Consider the following 16,170-nt stretch of genomic DNA (forward strand, 5'->3'; position numbering starts at 1 on the left):
GCTTCATCCGGCTTATTTCGACTTCCGTGCCCGTTGCGTGCCCGATGCCCGCGTGAGCTGGTCCTTGGCGAGGCCATCGAGCTTTTCCGCCACCTCACGCTGACGCTCGTGCGAGCCATGTTGGTAGACCATCGCCGCGCGAGTGCTGGAGTGCCCCATCCGGTCCATCAGCTCTCGAATGGACGCCCCGGCATTCGCGGCGAGCGTGTTACCCGTGTGCCGAAGGTCATGAAAGTGGATCTTCGGTAGTCCTGCCTTGGCGAGCGCCTTGCCCCAGAACCGCCGATTGAAGTTGCTGTTCCACAGCGGCCCGTCATCCGGCCCCGCGAAGATCAGCCCCTCATCTCCCTCTTGGGCGAAGTCCTTCAGGTGCGCTTCCAGGTCCGCGATGATCAGGGCCGGGATCACGACCGTTCGCTTCCCGGCCGCCGACTTGGGTTCGGTGAAGACCAGGCCCTTGCCCGTGATGCGGATCAGTTGCCGCTCCACCCGCACGGTTCCGGCATCCAGATCGACGTCTCGCCGGCGAAGCCCGGTCAACTCACCCCAACGCAGACTGCCGAAAGTCGCGAGGAGCACCAGCGCCCGGTAACGCGGCTCAATCGCGTCCGCGAGCTGGTAGACCTGCGCGACGGTGAGAACCGGCCGTTCCGGTGACTTCTCCTGCCCCGCGCCCTTGATCCGGCAGGGGTTACGCCGGATGAGCTGGTCATCCACGGCCGTCGTGAGAACGGCCTTGAGAAGCCGGTACGCCTTGGCCACGGTCACCGCGCTCACGCCCGCGTCGAGCAGGCTCTTACGCCACCGCCGGACATGCGGGTCCTTGATCTCGCTGAGCGCCTTCTCCCCGAATGTCGGCGTGAGATGGACGCGGAGCAGGTAGCCGTACAACTCGACCGTCCGGGGGCGTAGGTTCGGCCGTTCCTCGATCCAGTCCCCCGCATACTTCCCGAACTTGATCTTCCCGGCGTCGGGGTCGAGCCAGTCGCCGTTGAGGATCTCCGCCTCCTGTTTGGTCAGCCAAATATCGGCCTCCCGCTTGGTGGCGAAGGTATTCGGCGCCGGGCGATCAATGCCGTCCGGCCCTGCATAGCGAGCCTGGAACCGTCCCGAGGGCAGTTGCCGAACACGCCCGAACCGCCGCTTCTTCTCAGCCATTACGCGGCCCTACCGCGCCCGAGGGTGATGGGCTCGACCACCCCGGCAGCGATGAACGCCTCAAGCGCTGACTCGGGGATGCGCACGTTCCGGCCGACACGCACGAAGGTGATCCGCCTCTCCTCGATCAGGCGACGAGGAAAGCGGACGGAGGTGTTCAGCCGTTCAGCCGCCTGCTCCACGGTGAGCAACCGGCCTTGCGCCGACTCCGGAACGAGCGACACCGGCTCTTGCTTGACCCTTCTCGTCACGCCGCCCTCCTCGCTGTCTGAGTTGCCGAAAGCTGGTCGATGGGTTGTCCGGCTGCGCGTTCCTGTGCCTGTTTGAGTGCCGCGCGCCATTGGTGGCGTTTGGCGAGTTCGTCTAGCAGCCGTTTGGCGCGGTGCGGCACGCCACGATCGGCCGAGGTGACCGGGCGCCAGATGTAGCGGTGTGGGTCGAGGGGGTCGTCCTGGTCGTGGGTTGCCGGTAGACCGAGTTCGGCGAGTTGTTCCAGGACCCAGGCGCGGCGGTCCTGCTTGTGTTCGGTCAGGGTCTTGCCGGACCACTTGCGCGAGACCAGGACGCGGCGTCCGGCGTAGCCGAGGTGTTCGGGCTTGTGTGCCTTGCCTCGGCAGGCCCCGGGCCGCATCCCCGGTTTGGCGCCTTTGGGCTGGATGCCGTAGCGCAGCCAGTTGGGGCAGGTTGGTGCGCACGGCTCGTAACGTAGGACCGCCATCAGCCGTTCCACGTGCGCCCGCTGGGCATCGCTGGTCGGTTCGTGGCAGTCGGTGAGTGACTTGGTGAGGTACTTGGTCAGGTAGCGCAGGCCCAGATCGGCCCGGGGAGAGCCCGCCATGACGCCCTGGACGTCGACCTGCCGCCCCAGCCGCACCACGTGCAGGGGTTCGGCGTCTTCGTTGGTGTCGAGCTGGTCGAGTGCCTGTTCCCAGGTGGGCAGCACCTCGCCGGTCGCCGGATCGAGGTAGTCACCGGCTTGCCCGTCGCTGCGGTCGGTGGCGTGGTCGGCGGCCCAGACCGGCAGATGCTCGCCCTCGTACCGGACCACATCAGCCGCCGGCCACCACACCTGGTGGTAGGTGGCAGCCGCCACGGCCTTGACCTCGGCGCGTGGCATGACGCCCCGCACGGCCATGTGCAGATGCGGAGCCAGCCGCTTTTGCGGCTCCACGGTGGCGAAGTACTGCACGTCATAGCCCGCGACCCGACGCAGGTTCTGCACGAACCGATCCACCAGCTTGGGGAAGTGGATCGCATCCCGCGCCGCCCGCACGTAGTCATAGGTCGCCGGGTCGGCCGGGGTGCCGTCCGGGCGGACCTTGCCGTAGCTGTCGCAGGTCAGGGTGACGAACAGCGACGGCCGGTAGACGCGCCCGTCCGGTGCGGTGAAGGTGCGCCCAACGGTGCGGTTCTCTCGCTGCCGCTTGGGCAGGTCCGGGGCGTCCTGACGGCGACGAGTCGAGCGCGAGCGGCGAGGCTTGCCCTCCCCGGGCAGGACGTGGCCCCGCACGCCGGACTCGGCGAGCTGGTCATCCAGGCTGGTGATCACCTCATCCCACACGGCCACCTCCCCGCCGTCCTGTTCGGCCATCTCCCGCAGCGCTTGGGCGTCGGCGCGTTCTTCGGCGAGCCAGAGCTGACGGTCGGTGGGCGGGTTGGGTTCGGCGACCGGTTCGGTCTCCAGGTGCCAGCCCTCCCGGCATTGCGCCTTGCGGAGCTGCACGGCCCGGTTCGCGCAGGGCTCGCATTTGGCCGCCAGCGTGGCGCCGCAGGGGACGTTGACGTACTCGACCCTGCCCGTGAGGGTGTCGGTGCGCTTGAGTACCACGGGGCGGACACAGACCCCGTTGGTCTTGCACGCCTCCTCGATCACGTCCACGGCCAGCGGCATGGCCGCACGCACGGACCTTGGAAGGGAACGGTCGTCCGGGTGGGTCACCGGGCCTCACCCCCGTCCGCACACGGGAGCGTGAGCGCCGATTCGGCGACCATGGCACGAATGTCGGCGTCGGAGACGTAGGCGGCGCGGACGCGGACGGGTTCGGGGGAGGCTTCCAGCCGCACGTACCCGACGCCGGCCCCGGTGGCCGGGTTGGTGGAGATCTGGTCGGCCAGGGCGCCACGGTCGCGTGCTCCGTCGCCCAGGACGAGATCCACCTGTGAGGGTTCGTCCAGCCGGAGCGCGATCTTGTCGGGGAACAGGTTCCGGATCGACAAGATTTCCTTGCGTGGGTCCTGCAACGCGGCCAGGACGCCGACCCCGACCGCGCGCCCCTGCGTGGTGAGGGTGGCCAGGGCCGAGCTGATGCGTTCCTTGAGCTTGCGGTCGGTCTGGTAGGCGGTCAGGAACGCCACCTCATCAACGATGATCAGAATGAACGGGTCATCGACGGTGGGTGTGTGGTTGCGCTGGACTCCAGCGAATCGGCCCGCGCGCTCTTGCATCACCTTGACGGCGGCTTCGAGCAGGTCGGCGCAGTCGGCGGGGTCGGCGGCGTACCGGTCCCCGAACAGGGCCCGCCCGTAGGACAGTTCCATGAGTTTGGGGTCCAGCGCCCAGATCTCCACGAGCCCGGCGCGCTGTGCGGGGAGTAACCCGCGGATCGCCGACCACAGCCATGAGCCCTTGCCCGCCCCGGTGGCACCGGCGACCAGGACGTGCGTGCCGTGCAGCTTGAGCAGGTAGGGCGAGCCGTCCTCACGCAGCCCCACCGGGACCGCCGAGACCTGCACGTCCCCGGTGATGGGCAGCGCGGGAATCGGCGAGGCGAGCATGTCGCGCCGGGGGAAGACCAGGGTCACACGGCCGGGTTTGGCTGAGATGATCCGGCATTCGTGGCCGGCGAACCCGTGCGCGAGGTTGTCGGCCCGATCCTGCCAGTCGGCAGCCGACTGCCCCGACAGCATCTTGACCGCCACCACGTCAGCGGTCGAGGTACAGGTGACCTTGAGCAGCCGAGGCAGGTACTCGCGTCCGCCGATGTGCTTGCCCAGGCCGGAGACGACCATGACCGGTTGCCAGTGCCGCCGGTAGATCCACATCCACCGCCACCACGCCCGTAGCCGAAGCCCCGCCCAGGCCGAGAACGACACCGGTTTGACCAGCCGCCACCCGAGCAGAGCCGAGACGGTTGCGACGACGGCCACTAGGGCGACGCGCCAGCCGTACATCACCCACAGCGCCAGCGGAGTGGCGGCGGTCAGGCAGGCGATCGGGTGACGCCACACCATCCGGAACAGCCCCGCGACCGCCCGGAACACGATCGCGAAGATTGTGAAGATGGCCGGGGTGTTGACCACCGTGGGCCGGAACACCAGCGAGTCGGGGACGGTGGAGACGATGTCCCGGGTGTAGTCCCCGGGGAGTTTACGCAGCATAAGCTGTATGCCTCTTCTCAGGAATTCGAGTCTCGTGGGGAGAGGAACCCGGGGCCGCCGGAAGTTGGCGCTTCCAGCGGCCCCACCTGCAACCACTCAGGCAGCCCTGTCAGGGGTCGTCTGGTCGGTGGTCTGCCGGGCGTGCTGGTCGCGCAGGCGCTCGCAGTCGGCCAGGAACCGCGCCGCAGCCTCCAACAGGTCCCGGGCGAACTTCACGTGCGTGTCGGTGACCGTGGTCTCCGACGTCGTGCCGATGTGCACCCAGGCGCCGGCGTAGTCGACGGCCAGGAACGCGCGGGCGCTGCCGTCCGCCGGGTAGTAGCTGACCGTCCCCTGGTCGTCGGGGTAGATGTTCACCCCCACCCGGGGAGGTTTGCCGGGGTGCATGCTGATCGTGGTGTAGGTGTAGCCGCTCATGCCGCGTCCTCCTGACCGGTCTGCCGCCGGGAGGCGCGCCGGATCTGGCCCTTGTGCAGCCGTTCGACCTCTTCGGCGAAGGCCCGCGCCTGCTCGGCCAGCTCACGAGCGAAGATCACCGAAGCCTCATCCACCCGGCTGGCGTGCAAGGTCACCTTCACGACCGCGTTACCGGCCGCCACCTCGAACACCGGCGTACGGTGCGGGTAGGCAAGGCACGCCGACCGGCCGCGCCCGTCCACGTGCAGGGTCGTGGTCTGCCAGGACCCGTTGACCGGCCTGCCCATCAGGCCGCGTCCTGCTTGCTCGCGGCAGGGGTGCGGACCGGCGCAGCTGTCGTCCGGGGAGCGCGCATCTCCCGCGCCCGCACCGAGTACGCGATCCTCTGCCCGTTCTGCCACGGCGTGACGGTCATGCCATCGAACTCCACCGGGATGAACGGGAGCCCCTGGAGCGGCGCCGGGGGAACCGGCGCAACCGGGGAGCTGACCTTGATCTTGAGCGTCTTCTCCCGGGCGTCGGGGTCGCAGTCCAAAACCGTGACCTGCCAGACGAAGTCACCGGTGTCCTTGTCACGTGCCCACACCGGCTTACCGGGCGTCGAGGCTTCGAAGTCCTTGACCTGTTCGACCTCGCCCACCATGTAGCAGCCGAGCGGGAACATCTCCCCGAACTCGACCTTGAATGCTCGCGGGATTGCCATGTCCTGATCTCCTGTCGTCCTATCGGCAACTCGTACTGTCGAGTTGGAATCTACCTTGCTCAACGATGACTCGACAATACGAGTTTCCGAGATTAGATGTGAGCTACGTCACATCACAATGAGTAGCTGTCCTCTAGCTCATGCATCGTGCCGGGAAGCACGATGTCCACCACCAGCACCAACCGGCCTGAACCATCGAACACCCGGGCAAGGACACCCAGCACGGCGGCTGACTTGCCCAGCGCGAACACCTCGATCTCATGGGCCAGCGGATGACGTGCGGCTAGCCGCTCCACCACGTGATCGAACCGCAGGCCCTTGATCCCTTGGAGGTGCTGACGCACGCTCACCGTCAACGGCTGCTTGCGGCCCAGGTCGGTCCCTTCGGCCAACTCGATCAGACACCAGAAGGTGACCAGCTCACAAGGTTCGTCTGCCTCGCTCAACAAGACCCGGCGCATGACCACCGGGGCACCTTCCGGAAGTTCGAACAAGGCAGCCACGTTCGCCGGCGCCGGGTGCGTTCCCGCAACGATGACCGCCGCACCCTCACTGGCCTCGACCCGATCCAGCACCGCGCGGCCCGGCCGGGAAGACTCGCCCTCGCTGGCCGGGAGAGTGGCCTTCACGAACGATCCCCTGCCGTGCTCACGGTCGATGAACCCGCGAAGCTGCAAGGTCTGAAGCGCCCGCACCACGGTCGGACGGCTGACGGCGAACTCCCGCACCAGCGCGGTTTCCGAGGGCAACTGCGAGCCAGGCGGATAAGTCCCGTCCGCGATCCGGTGGCGGATAGCCGTCACGATCTGGGCATACTTGGGCGGCGCGTACTGCTCATCGGAAACCGACATAACAAGAACCCCACTACTCGACTTGTCGTCAGCATAGAGAGACGTGCCCAGGTTGTATAGCTGATCAGCCCGCCTGATCAGGTCTCCGTTGCGGAGACGCCGCGATCACCGGCCGCATATCCACAGCCAAGGACCGCTGTTCAAGCTCGGTCTCCACAGCCAGGTAGGCAGCCAGCTCCTTGAGCGTGCTGCCACACCTGACGTTCGAGTCCGCGACCGAGTGCCCGCGCCGAAACACCGTGACGACGAACCGCGATCCAGCCGCCTCCCGCCGAGTCGAGCAGTTCCCAGCGCCGACCGTATTTGGCAACCAGCTCCGGCAGCAGCGCGGAGTCAGCGCGGCTCACCGTCGTCATCCGTGGAGACGCCGGCCAGCTCCTGCACGCTGCGGATGTGCTTGGCCGTCGATTCAGTGTCCCCGACCTCCCCGGCCATGACCCCGACGCTGAGGTCACCGGGTGGCTTGGCCAGGAAGAACGGCGGGCGCCCCATCCGCTGGCTCACCGAGATCGTCACCACCAGCCGCGAACCAATGCGCACTTCCATGTACGGCGGCAGGTAGATCCGGGCCCCGTACTTGACCCTCATCAACAGGCGCGCACGTTCCACGATCAGGAAGCGCGCACCGGGCAGCTTCATGCTGTCGCGCAACCCGACCAGGGCGTCACGCTGGGCGGTAGCCCGACGCTGACCGATTCCCTCTGACTCCATTGGCCCTGTCATGCCACCCGCCCGATCCTTGCCGCGGCCTCCGCCTCGCGCATCAGCGCGTGCAACGCATCCGGAGAAGGCGCCGCGACACAGGAAGGGGCAGCCATGCCGGTACGGGAGATCGCGTAGAACAGCCGGTCATAAACGCCGTACCAGATCGCCCACCCAGGTTCGAGCTGGTCGAGTTGCGCCGCTTGCGCTCTGGCCGCCGGATCGAACACGCGCGGAGTCACAGCTCGTGGCCGGTACCCCTCACTGTGCCGCCCCTGCAGCCGCCGAGCCGACCGGCCGCCGTCGCGCCGCTTGAGGAACCGCCATCCCTTCACGACGCCCGCCCTTCAGGAGCCGACGATCTGGCGAGCCAGCACGTGGAGCAAGGCTCACGAACCCGCCGAGGGGAAGAGGTGCCGCCGGGTACGGCCAGCAGGCCGCGTCGAGGGCTCACGTACTTCCAGCCGCGTCCCTCACACGACTCGCAAACGTCAGTTGCCATAAGACAGGACTCCGCCCGATGAGATGCGTTGACCATCCAGTCACTTAGGCGTCTACTCGCCTAGAGGAGTGCTTGGCACAGTCATTTATGACTCCTCTAGAGGAGTTCGTCAAGCCCTATCGCGCAGGCAGTTCGTACGACAGCACATAGGCGTCACTCGACATCACCGTGTCGCACACCTCGACAGCTCTGCCCGCCGTCGTGTACGCCGTCCTGACCAGGTGAAACACCGGAACCCCAGGCGCAAGCTTCAGCGCCCGCATCTCATCCCGCAACGGCATCCGCGACCGGATCTCCTCCACGAAATGATCAAGCCGGTGCCCCAACTCCTCTAGCCGAGCGTAGATCCCACCCGGCCCGCTGTCCGGCTCAGCGATCCGCGTACCCCGCGCAATCTCAGCCGGAATGTAGGACACCGCCGTCTCCACCGGCTGACCGTTGATCAGATACCGGCGAGAACGGCGGATCACCGAGTCCGCCGCCGTGAGCCCGAGCAACTCGGCCACACTCGCCGAAGGCACTTCCTCCGTGATCTTTATCGAGTCCACGGTTGGCTTGCCGCCGGCACCCTCGGTCTCCGCGATGAACGCGGCCTTGCCCTGCTCACGATGACGACGAGCGAACCGATCCGAAGCCAACCGCCGCACCGGAGGATGCGAACGGACGAAGACCCCACGCCCATGCTCCGCGACCGTCAGCCCCTCACCCTGAAGGACCTGAAGCGCATTGCGGATGGTCATCCTCGCGACGCCGTAATGTTGCATGAGCCGAGCCTCCGAGGGCACTTTCTCACCCTCGGCCAAGACGCCTTGCTCGATCGCATCCCGGATGTGATCGGCGATCTGACGGAACACCGCCCGATCGCTGGTTGGGTCCAGATCCGGCAACGGCAGCTCGGCCACGACCCAACTCCTCAACTCGTACATACGTGTACTACGGTCTTGAGGATAGCGACCCGCACCGCCGGAGGTAATCCCGATGGATCACCACAGCACGCACTCGGTCAGCGTGGCAGGCGTGATCATCGACGACCAAGGCCGCGCCCTGCTCACCCAGCGCCGCGACAATGGCCACTGGGAAGCCCCCGGCGGAGTCCTCGAACGCGACGAGGACATCATCACCGGCCTACTCCGCGAAGTCCGCGAGGAAACCGGCCTCGACGTCGAACCCGTCACCCTCACCGGCGTCTACAAGAACATGACCCGCGGCATCATCGCCCTGGTCTTCCGCTGCAAGCTCATCAGCGGCCACCTCACCGAAACCGACGAAACCCGCTCATTCCGCTGGGTCACCGCGGCCGAGGTGCGCACCCTCGCCTCCGAAGCATTCGCCGTCCGCGTCCTCGATGCCATGCGCAACGACCCCACACCGGCCATCCGCCACCACGACGGCACACATCTTCTCTGATCCCTCGCGGAACTTTGCCGAATACCGCTTTTAGGTATCAAGCGGCGGCGCGCCGCGCCGCCGTACCCGGCCCTCTGCCGCACGCCGCCCGGGCGTGCGGCGTGGGCGCCGGTCCCGGCCGGCGGCGACCCGGGCCGTCCACCGACCATCGAAAGCGCCGCCGCCTAACGCTAGCGCCGCCCGGGCGTCCCGCCGCCTTACTCGCGCGCTCCAACGATTGCTTAAACGTACGGTCATCCTACGAAGTGAGGGCGATCGACGGTCCAAGGTTTCGTCCTACCGCGTAACAGTGCGCAAGAAGTGCATACAGTGACAGTCTGGTGACAATGAAATGATTACTCTGCCCACTCTCATGTGATGTGTAAAGCTAAGGTCGCAGGCAGAAAGTGTCGAGGAATGCCGCGCAATGACGGGTGAGTGACTCGCCAAATCAGTAGATTAGGAGATAGCGCGAGTGTCTGAATCGCAAGATGGATTTCGCGTGACCTGCAAAGTGATCTCTTACCTAAGAGTGGCGTTCATTTCGATTCTGGTCGGTGCGCTGGGTGGAGCACTCGCGGCATCCTCAATCAAGCGTAGTCAGCACAACGTAATAGAGCCCTCTTCTATACCGACCGGCACGACAAGTCGAATCAGTGAAGAGGATCGGTCGCCGGTACCACAAAAGTCTGGCAACTCTCTAAACTTCCGAGAAGCTATCGCTTCCGAAGGACTTTGGCAGCTAGCTATCTTTGTAGCGATTAGTCTCTCGTTGATCCGGCTTCTAAAGATAGCCTTAGGCGATCCACAGCTAGCGGTTTCGATACTTCAAGCGTCGGGGTACGCTGCCCCGCTCGCAGCTATTTTTTTCGCCCTACTGCCCTTTGTTATCTTGTATGCAATTGTCGCGTTCATTGTCTACAACTCTGCAAACGCGGAGGCGTACAAGTTGCCTGTATTTGATCTGCGATTTGTCGCTGTGATTCTTTGGCTCCTCCTTCTGGCTGGCTCAATAATGCCTGCCTATCTATTCCTGCTTACGGCGATCTTGATTGTGGTTTTCATCATCCTTGATCGCCTGCAGGTGAGACAGGCAAGAAAAAGCGGAAAGCAAGTTTCTATCGACGAGTACCTGAGAACCCGGCGACGAGAACTATTTACTACCGCTGTTTTCGGCATAGTAGCCGCTGGAATTGTTCCTCAGATTCTATCCGAAGATCCGTGGGTTACGATGGAAGAGCTGCATACATCTGCAGGAAATTACTATGGGGTTGTGCTCGGGGAGGGAGAAGAATGGATGGTGTTACTCAACAACAAGCCTCGACAAATTCGGTATCTGCCTTTGAAAAACGTCCTCAAGCGGGAGCCCTGCAAGGGTAGTGATGATAAATGGTCGCTTACCTTGCCAACGATCCTTAACAAGGACAACAGTCTTGGTGGAGTTGATTGTCCGAAAATGTCACACTAATTCGGTGACGCATTCTCCAGGATGATTCAGAGCCGTTCAGGATGAGCCGCGCTTGCCCCCTGACCTGCATTGAACTTTATAAAACCATGATCGTCCGAGCTTTTAATCCGCAGGTTCCATCCTCCTCGCTGTTTGAGTGTCCCGGTTGAGGCCACCGAGTCAAGGGCGCCTACGGCGTCGCTGCGCGATCAACTTCGTTGACCCTTGACACGGCGGCCTCGCCCTGGGGTCGGCAGCTACGAGGAGGACGAGGGAGGAGCAGGGGACGGCTCAGTGAGCGTGCCCGTTGCGTGCCCGATGGGGTGGTGATCAAAGGGGAATGACGGGCACTCGCAGTGAGCCTGTTCGGCGTGCTGAGCTGCGTGTGAGCAGGACGAGCACGAGCGGCGTGCGTCTTTGCAAGCAGGAAGTCAGGGGTTCGACTCCCCTAGGCTCCACCAGGAAAAACGCCGCTTTCCCACTCAGGGAAAGCGGCGTTCGTGCCATTAACGTGCCATTAGCTCGCCGGGACCATGGCGCCGGCCATCCCGTCGTCATCGCCCTTCTTCCGCTCCGCCTCCACCCGCGCGCTGAGCGCATCGGCGATCCTCTGGTCAGCGTCCCGCGTCGCGTGCTGGTAGATGAGTGCGGCCCGGTCACTGTCGTGCCCCATACGCGCCTTCAGGTCGGCGAGGCTCGCGCCGGACTGCGCGGCGAGCGTGTTCCCCGTGTGCCGCAGGTCGTGGAAGTGCAGGCCCTTGAGCCCCATCTCCTTGAGCGCATCGGCCCACTTCGCCTCACGCCGGAAGTTGCCGCCCCGCAGGAAGCCACCCCGAAGGCCGAGGAACACGAAAGCGTCCTCACCCTCCGAGACGAAGTCCCGAAGGTGATCCGTCAGCGCGGGAACTATCGCCGCTGGGATACCGACCGTGCGCTTCCCGGCCCGCGACTTCGGCGGACCCAGCACCATCTCTCCGCCGTCCAGTTCGAGGAGCTGTTCCCGGATGCGCACGGTTCGGCGCTTGAGATCGATGTCCGCCCGCCGCAGGCCGATGACCTCAGCCCAACGCAGACTCGCGAAGGTCGCCAGTAGCACGAGCGCCTGAAAGCGCCGATCGGCCATCCGGTCCGCCAGCTCGAAGACCTGAGCCACGGTGAGCGTTGGCCGCTCCGGGGTGTGCTCGTTGTCCGCGCCCTTGATCCGGCACGGGTTGCGCGACAACATCTTGTCTTCCTCGGTCGCCGTCATGAGCACCGCCCGAATGAACCGGTACGCCTTGGCCGTTGTCGAGACCGAGACGCCGCCATCGAGCAGAGCCGCACGCCACGCGCGGATCATGGGAGTCGTCAGCTTGCCGACCTGCACACCGCCCAGGCCCGGCATGATGCGCCGGTTCAGGAGCCAGGTGTAGTTCTCGATCGTCTTGGGACGCAGGCCCGGACGCTCTTTGATCCAGGCCCGCGCGTAGTCGCCGAGCAGAACCTTGCCACGCTGCGGGTCTGTCCACTCACCCGAGATGATCTGAGCCTCGATCAGCGTGAGCGCCCGATCCGCATCCGTCCTGGTGGCGAAGGTCGTGTCACCCGTCCTCAGCACAAGGCGGCCCGCTCCGCGGCCCGCCGGGCGTGTCGGCCGGTCTGCGTGCCCGGCTGCGGCTCTTCGGGCGGTCCGGCACGCACCGCCCCTCGCGCCCGAGAGGCCGACAGAAGTCACCGCTTAGGACCGTGATGATCGCACACTTCGGTCATCGTCACACGTGGTTAGGGCGATCGACTGCCGCGCGGCTTCCGGTGCTCGGGCCTAGCGGTCCTGCGCTCCGGGTCCGCTTGCCACCGGATGACGTGGGTAGCGCTGCAAGTACAAGGAAGCAGCTCATGTCCGTCTGATGAGATTTAGCTCGAGACCTATTTCTTAGGCGCTTGCTTGGTGAATACTCAAAATCTATGGTCACGTACGGTCTAGTGAATTGCTTGCCAACATCCTGCGATCGATGATCTACCTAGGCTCTCCCATACCACATGAGAGCCCCAAGGAAGCCCCAGTTGGGTCAGCGTGTTCCCAGTTTGTCGGTAGTGGAGTCTAGAGTCGTAGTGACAGGTAGCCGATGGACAGGTTACGCGGCAGCGCAGCGGGTAACGTCAGCGCTCTGCCAGGTCAAGCAAGGCAAGGAGGACATAGTGGCTGGCCGGGAGGTTCCGAGCACAGCAGAGGGTCGGATCGCACTACTCATCGAGCACACCCCTCAAGCGGCAGATGCGCTAGCCAAAGCTCTACTTCTTAGCATGGATGACCTGGGTAACCTGCTCAAGGGTGGAGGGGGTAAGCTCTCACTGAGTGATCTTGTGACCGCCGCAGACATCTTGGATGTACCGGTCACATATCTCACTGGTCAGTCCAGCGGTGAAGGCAATCTTGCAGTTTCGCTCCGACTGGGGCAGGCGCAGGAGTCAGGCGTACCTGTACAAGCGTTGCAGTATGCAGACATGCTCCTACGCCAACTTAGACTCCTCGACTTGTGGCAAGGGCCTCAGCTCAGCGTCCTAGACGGCCTGGGTCTAGATCATAGCCATATGCGCAAGGAAGCTGGCCAGCGCTCTGCGGGCAAAGTTCGAGACGCCTTGGCTTTGGGTGATCAACCAATACACGACCTAGTACAGCTCGTGGAAGATTGTGCTATCCCGGTAGCCTTTCAGCCACTTCCAGAAAACATCCACGGTATCAACGTCCGCGATGAGCGTGGCGGAGAAGTGAGGCGTGTGATCATCGTCAATGCCTGTGACTACTGGACTCGGCAACGATTCACGCTCGCGCATGAGCTATGTCATGGCTTGTACGATGATGATGGACAGATCATTATCAATGAGGTTACTCCCCCGGATACCCTCCCAGAGGTTCGCGCCGAATCCTTCGCGCGTTATCTGCTATTGCCCAGCGAGGCTCTCGCTAGCGAGGTCAAAGTGGCCCGCACAGAGCAGATCCAGCCAGCAGAGTTTACCGCTCGCTTAATGCTCACATACGGAGTTAGTCGCCATGTCGTCTTCAAAGCACTCGTAGAGGATGGACATGTACCCGCTGGCGATACTCGATTTGCAATTCTAGAAAAAGAATCGATCAAAATTCAAATGGCCCGGGCTGGGCTTGATAGCAAGTGGGATGAGCTGTGCGAACGTCAGCATGAACCGTCGGGATCGCCTCGCCTAGTCGAACGTGCAGTCCGAGCATATGGTGAGGGGCTAGTGGACATAGCTATAGTTGCCGAACTGCTGGGTGAGGATAAAGACTCCGTGGCTCAGCGGCTAGCAGAGGCTGGCTGGTAGGCATCCGCTCTGTCACGCCAAATCAACTCGGTCACACTCAAGACAAGAGCGACCTTTGCGGCCGCACAAGAAAGCCTCCTTGTCACTCGGGCGACTGGAAGAGGGCGGAGCCGACATATTGGATGATCTTAGGAAGATATCCATGCACTGATCAGTAGTCAAGGTTGGATCGGCGCAAGCCAGTTCAGCTATCACGTCGGCGGCATGTCGTGCGGGAATACCGTATCGAGCGGCCACCACACTTGCCCCTCCATCGTTGGCAAGTAGTACCTGGCGCCTCTGGGTTTGTCTTAGTCGTCGCACAGCTAGGGCAATAATGACCGCTTCGCCGCCATTTGACTTATCCTTAGCTCCAGGCAGGTTTTTGAGAGTCGTTGTGATCTCTTCGACCAGTGGCATATCCTCGTTGTCCAACTCAGGTTGCTGGATTGAACTGCCGCCCAGAAATAGGCTCTTAACGATAGCGCTAGCTGCGTCCCTCCTCTGCCGGTCACTCGAAGATGTGCCGGTCGCCGTGGAGTGCCCTCGCACTTCATTCTCGATCTTACGAGGAATTCGGATGCGACCACTAAAGTGCCGCAGGAAGATTTCCAGTAGACTGGAATTGTCGCCCAAGAGCAGAAGGATGCCGGTATCAGGCCAGACTTCCGCGTCGCTCCAACCCCGGCGCGCAATATGGGTTGCCTTGTGAAAATCGTTCCGGGGAGCGTTGCCCGGCTTACTTGGGATCGCTGGCCGCCGTCGTGGTGGCATGTTGGCTGGCGACGGCCGGGCGGACGAACTCACACCTATACCTTGGCAGGTCTGCCTGCGTTTCGGTACTAGAACGGGGGCAAATCGTGACCCATCTGGCCGGCTAGGGGGTTCACCGTGGCTGTTGCGTCAGTGAGAGGTGATCGGATGCTCTGCTTATCTTTGTCGGGACACCATTCCCTGACCGGACACCAGGTACAATGAGGCCCTGGCCGACTGTTCCAGGCTCTGTCATTGTGCCAGGCGTCAGCTTCGCGGCGGATGTCCCCTTGGGCAACGCGTACGGTCAGTTGATGATCTGAATCCCATGACCACACCTCGCTGCCGTCGGGGGTCAGCCATTCGAGCTCCACTGTTCCGGCGGTCGCGCCGTACCATGCAGAGAGGCCGTTGGTGATCATGGTCAGCAGGAAGGGGATCTGTAGGTTTTGACTGTATGCCTCATCCCTGCCCTGCGCTGGGAAATCAGTGCTCGTCTTCACCTCTCGGGCAACGAGCCGATCGCCTCGACTGTACAGCATATCTGGCTTTGTTGCTGCAATGACTTGCGCCGCCAGGTCTAGCCCATATACAGATTCCTCTATTGTCCGCACCCGTATTCCGGGATCGCCCAGTGGGCATCGTGCCACATGCTGAACAAGGAATGGATAAGCGGCTGTATAATCTTCTAGCGAGAGGACTTCGGCTATACTGCCGATATCTCCATCAGGAGACGGAAGATCCTCCAGTTGGCAAGCTACGCCTCGGCTGTGAGCCTTCGCTATCCAGTCATGAACCACGCGCCCTCGCGCTTGCGCCTCTGTCTCCCCCTTTTCTTTGGGTAGCTTGTTCATGTGGTCAAGAAACCACTGTGCAGGACACTGTCGATATGCACTCAGCTCCATCGGCGACACAGAGCGAAATTCAAATCCAGGCCCACTCTGGCCGAGCATTCCAGTAACGTTTGGCAATGCCTCGCAGATGCCGGCAACCTTACACGAAGAACATTCGCGACAGGGATTGACGCGAGCCCCTCCTTGGGTAGTTTGTTGAGCCTGCGGTCGGCCAATTTCTTCAAAGGTGGCTGTAGCTGTGGAAGGACTATCGTCAAACAGTACCGAGCTACTTCCGTCAACACCGCCTATCTCTACTACCCGGATTCGGGTTGGAGCGATGTCGCCCGGTAGGTCAGCGGAAACCTTTGCTGCGGTGATTGCCCATAGCATGTCGGAATCATTCGGATCTGCGTGTGCTGTCGAGATGCGATGCCTGCGGATCTCACGGATACCGTCACGACTTTCATAAACCAATGCCCAAGCCGCAAGTTCAATTCCTTGTAGATATTGAATCCTCGGAGCCCTGTTTATTAGATGGAGCGGACCAAGCTTAGCCTCAATTTCCTCATGGGCATCGAGCATGTTCTCGACGGCCCGCTCCAAATAGGGGCGCAGTAGGCGATGTGTCCCTCGCTCGTTGAACCGGGCTTTGAGCCAACCCCTCAAGCTGGAGGCTGTGGCTCTTACCTCTGGATCGTTAAGTGCCGCGCTGTAGAGCTCAACTAGATCTCCGACGAGAA

The 16,170-nt window shown here is 63.2% G+C and carries 16 protein-coding genes; 3 read left to right on the forward strand and 13 right to left on the reverse strand.

From position 1 onward, the window contains the following. Positions 1-12: 12 nt before the first annotated feature. The 11 genes from AB0M95_RS01410 to AB0M95_RS01460 all read right to left on the reverse strand — a co-directional run bounded on the left by AB0M95_RS01410 (position 13) and on the right by AB0M95_RS01460 (position 8,613). Entirely contained in the window at positions 13-1,158 is a 1,146-nt protein-coding gene (locus AB0M95_RS01410; RefSeq protein ID WP_363757998.1) for a site-specific integrase, read from the reverse strand. Next, a complete protein-coding gene (locus AB0M95_RS01415) occupies positions 1,158-1,409 on the reverse strand; it encodes a helix-turn-helix domain-containing protein (protein WP_363758000.1) in 252 nt (83 codons plus the stop codon). The genes AB0M95_RS01410 and AB0M95_RS01415 overlap by 1 nt, the downstream gene beginning before the upstream one ends. Next, a complete protein-coding gene (locus AB0M95_RS01420) occupies positions 1,406-3,049 on the reverse strand; it encodes a replication initiator (RefSeq protein ID WP_363758412.1) in 1,644 nt (547 codons plus the stop codon). The genes AB0M95_RS01415 and AB0M95_RS01420 overlap by 4 nt, the downstream gene beginning before the upstream one ends. Before the next feature lie 44 nt (positions 3,050-3,093). Continuing rightward, positions 3,094-4,536, reverse strand: coding sequence for an FtsK/SpoIIIE domain-containing protein (locus tag AB0M95_RS01425; RefSeq protein WP_363758002.1), 1,443 nt, complete (start codon positions 4,534-4,536; stop codon positions 3,094-3,096). A 96-nt stretch (positions 4,537-4,632) separates the two neighbouring features. Continuing rightward, positions 4,633-4,953 carry a hypothetical protein gene (locus AB0M95_RS01430; protein ID WP_363758004.1) on the reverse strand — a complete coding sequence of 107 codons (321 nt, stop codon included), beginning with the start codon at positions 4,951-4,953 and terminating at the stop codon, positions 4,633-4,635. Further along, positions 4,950-5,240, reverse strand: a complete 291-nt coding sequence (locus tag AB0M95_RS01435; protein ID WP_363758006.1) for a hypothetical protein — start codon at positions 5,238-5,240, stop codon at positions 4,950-4,952. The genes AB0M95_RS01430 and AB0M95_RS01435 overlap by 4 nt, the downstream gene beginning before the upstream one ends. Next, entirely contained in the window at positions 5,240-5,656 is a 417-nt protein-coding gene (locus tag AB0M95_RS01440; protein WP_363758008.1) for a plasmid replication, integration and excision activator, read from the reverse strand. The genes AB0M95_RS01435 and AB0M95_RS01440 overlap by 1 nt, the downstream gene beginning before the upstream one ends. 113 nt (positions 5,657-5,769) lie before the next feature. Then, the gene (locus AB0M95_RS01445) at positions 5,770-6,507 is read right to left on the reverse strand and encodes a GntR family transcriptional regulator (RefSeq protein ID WP_363758010.1); all 738 of its coding nucleotides are present in this window, start codon (positions 6,505-6,507) and stop codon (positions 5,770-5,772) included. A gap of 333 nt (positions 6,508-6,840) precedes the next feature. Next, a complete protein-coding gene (locus AB0M95_RS01450; RefSeq protein WP_363758012.1) occupies positions 6,841-7,158 on the reverse strand; it encodes a hypothetical protein in 318 nt (105 codons plus the stop codon). A 68-nt stretch (positions 7,159-7,226) separates the two neighbouring features. Then, positions 7,227-7,439, reverse strand: coding sequence for a hypothetical protein (locus AB0M95_RS01455; RefSeq protein WP_363758014.1), 213 nt, complete (start codon positions 7,437-7,439; stop codon positions 7,227-7,229). 388 nt (positions 7,440-7,827) lie between these two features. Continuing rightward, positions 7,828-8,613: a GntR family transcriptional regulator gene (locus AB0M95_RS01460; protein ID WP_363758016.1), complete on the reverse strand. Its 786-nt coding sequence runs from the start codon at positions 8,611-8,613 to the stop codon at positions 7,828-7,830. Between the two features lie 76 nt (positions 8,614-8,689). Here AB0M95_RS01460 and AB0M95_RS01465 point away from each other — a divergent pair, with 76 nt between their 5' ends. Further along, the gene (locus tag AB0M95_RS01465) at positions 8,690-9,118 is read left to right on the forward strand and encodes an NUDIX hydrolase (protein WP_363758018.1); all 429 of its coding nucleotides are present in this window, start codon (positions 8,690-8,692) and stop codon (positions 9,116-9,118) included. Positions 9,119-9,572: 454 nt separating this feature from the next. Continuing rightward, positions 9,573-10,565 (forward strand): hypothetical protein, encoded by a 993-nt coding sequence (locus AB0M95_RS01470; protein WP_363758020.1) that lies wholly within the window; start codon positions 9,573-9,575, stop codon positions 10,563-10,565. Positions 10,566-11,061: 496 nt separating this feature from the next. On the opposite strand, the gene AB0M95_RS01475 is transcribed toward AB0M95_RS01470, so the two are convergent. Continuing rightward, complete coding sequence (locus tag AB0M95_RS01475) at positions 11,062-12,141, reverse strand: tyrosine-type recombinase/integrase (protein ID WP_363758021.1); 1,080 nt, start codon at positions 12,139-12,141, stop codon at positions 11,062-11,064. Positions 12,142-12,827: 686 nt separating this feature from the next. On the opposite strand from AB0M95_RS01475, the gene AB0M95_RS01480 reads away from it, so the two are divergent. After that, positions 12,828-13,862, forward strand: a complete 1,035-nt coding sequence (locus AB0M95_RS01480; protein WP_363758023.1) for an ImmA/IrrE family metallo-endopeptidase — start codon at positions 12,828-12,830, stop codon at positions 13,860-13,862. Between the two features lie 821 nt (positions 13,863-14,683). Here the strand turns inward: AB0M95_RS01480 and AB0M95_RS01485 are convergent. Then, on the reverse strand, positions 14,684-16,012 hold the full coding sequence (locus AB0M95_RS01485; protein WP_363758025.1) for a PD-(D/E)XK nuclease family protein: 1,329 nt from the start codon (positions 16,010-16,012) through the stop codon (positions 14,684-14,686). Between the last annotated feature and the right edge of the window lie 158 nt (positions 16,013-16,170).

Source organism: Sphaerisporangium sp. NPDC051017 (assembly GCF_040683095.1).
Lineage (GTDB): Bacteria > Actinomycetota > Actinomycetes > Streptosporangiales > Streptosporangiaceae > Sphaerisporangium.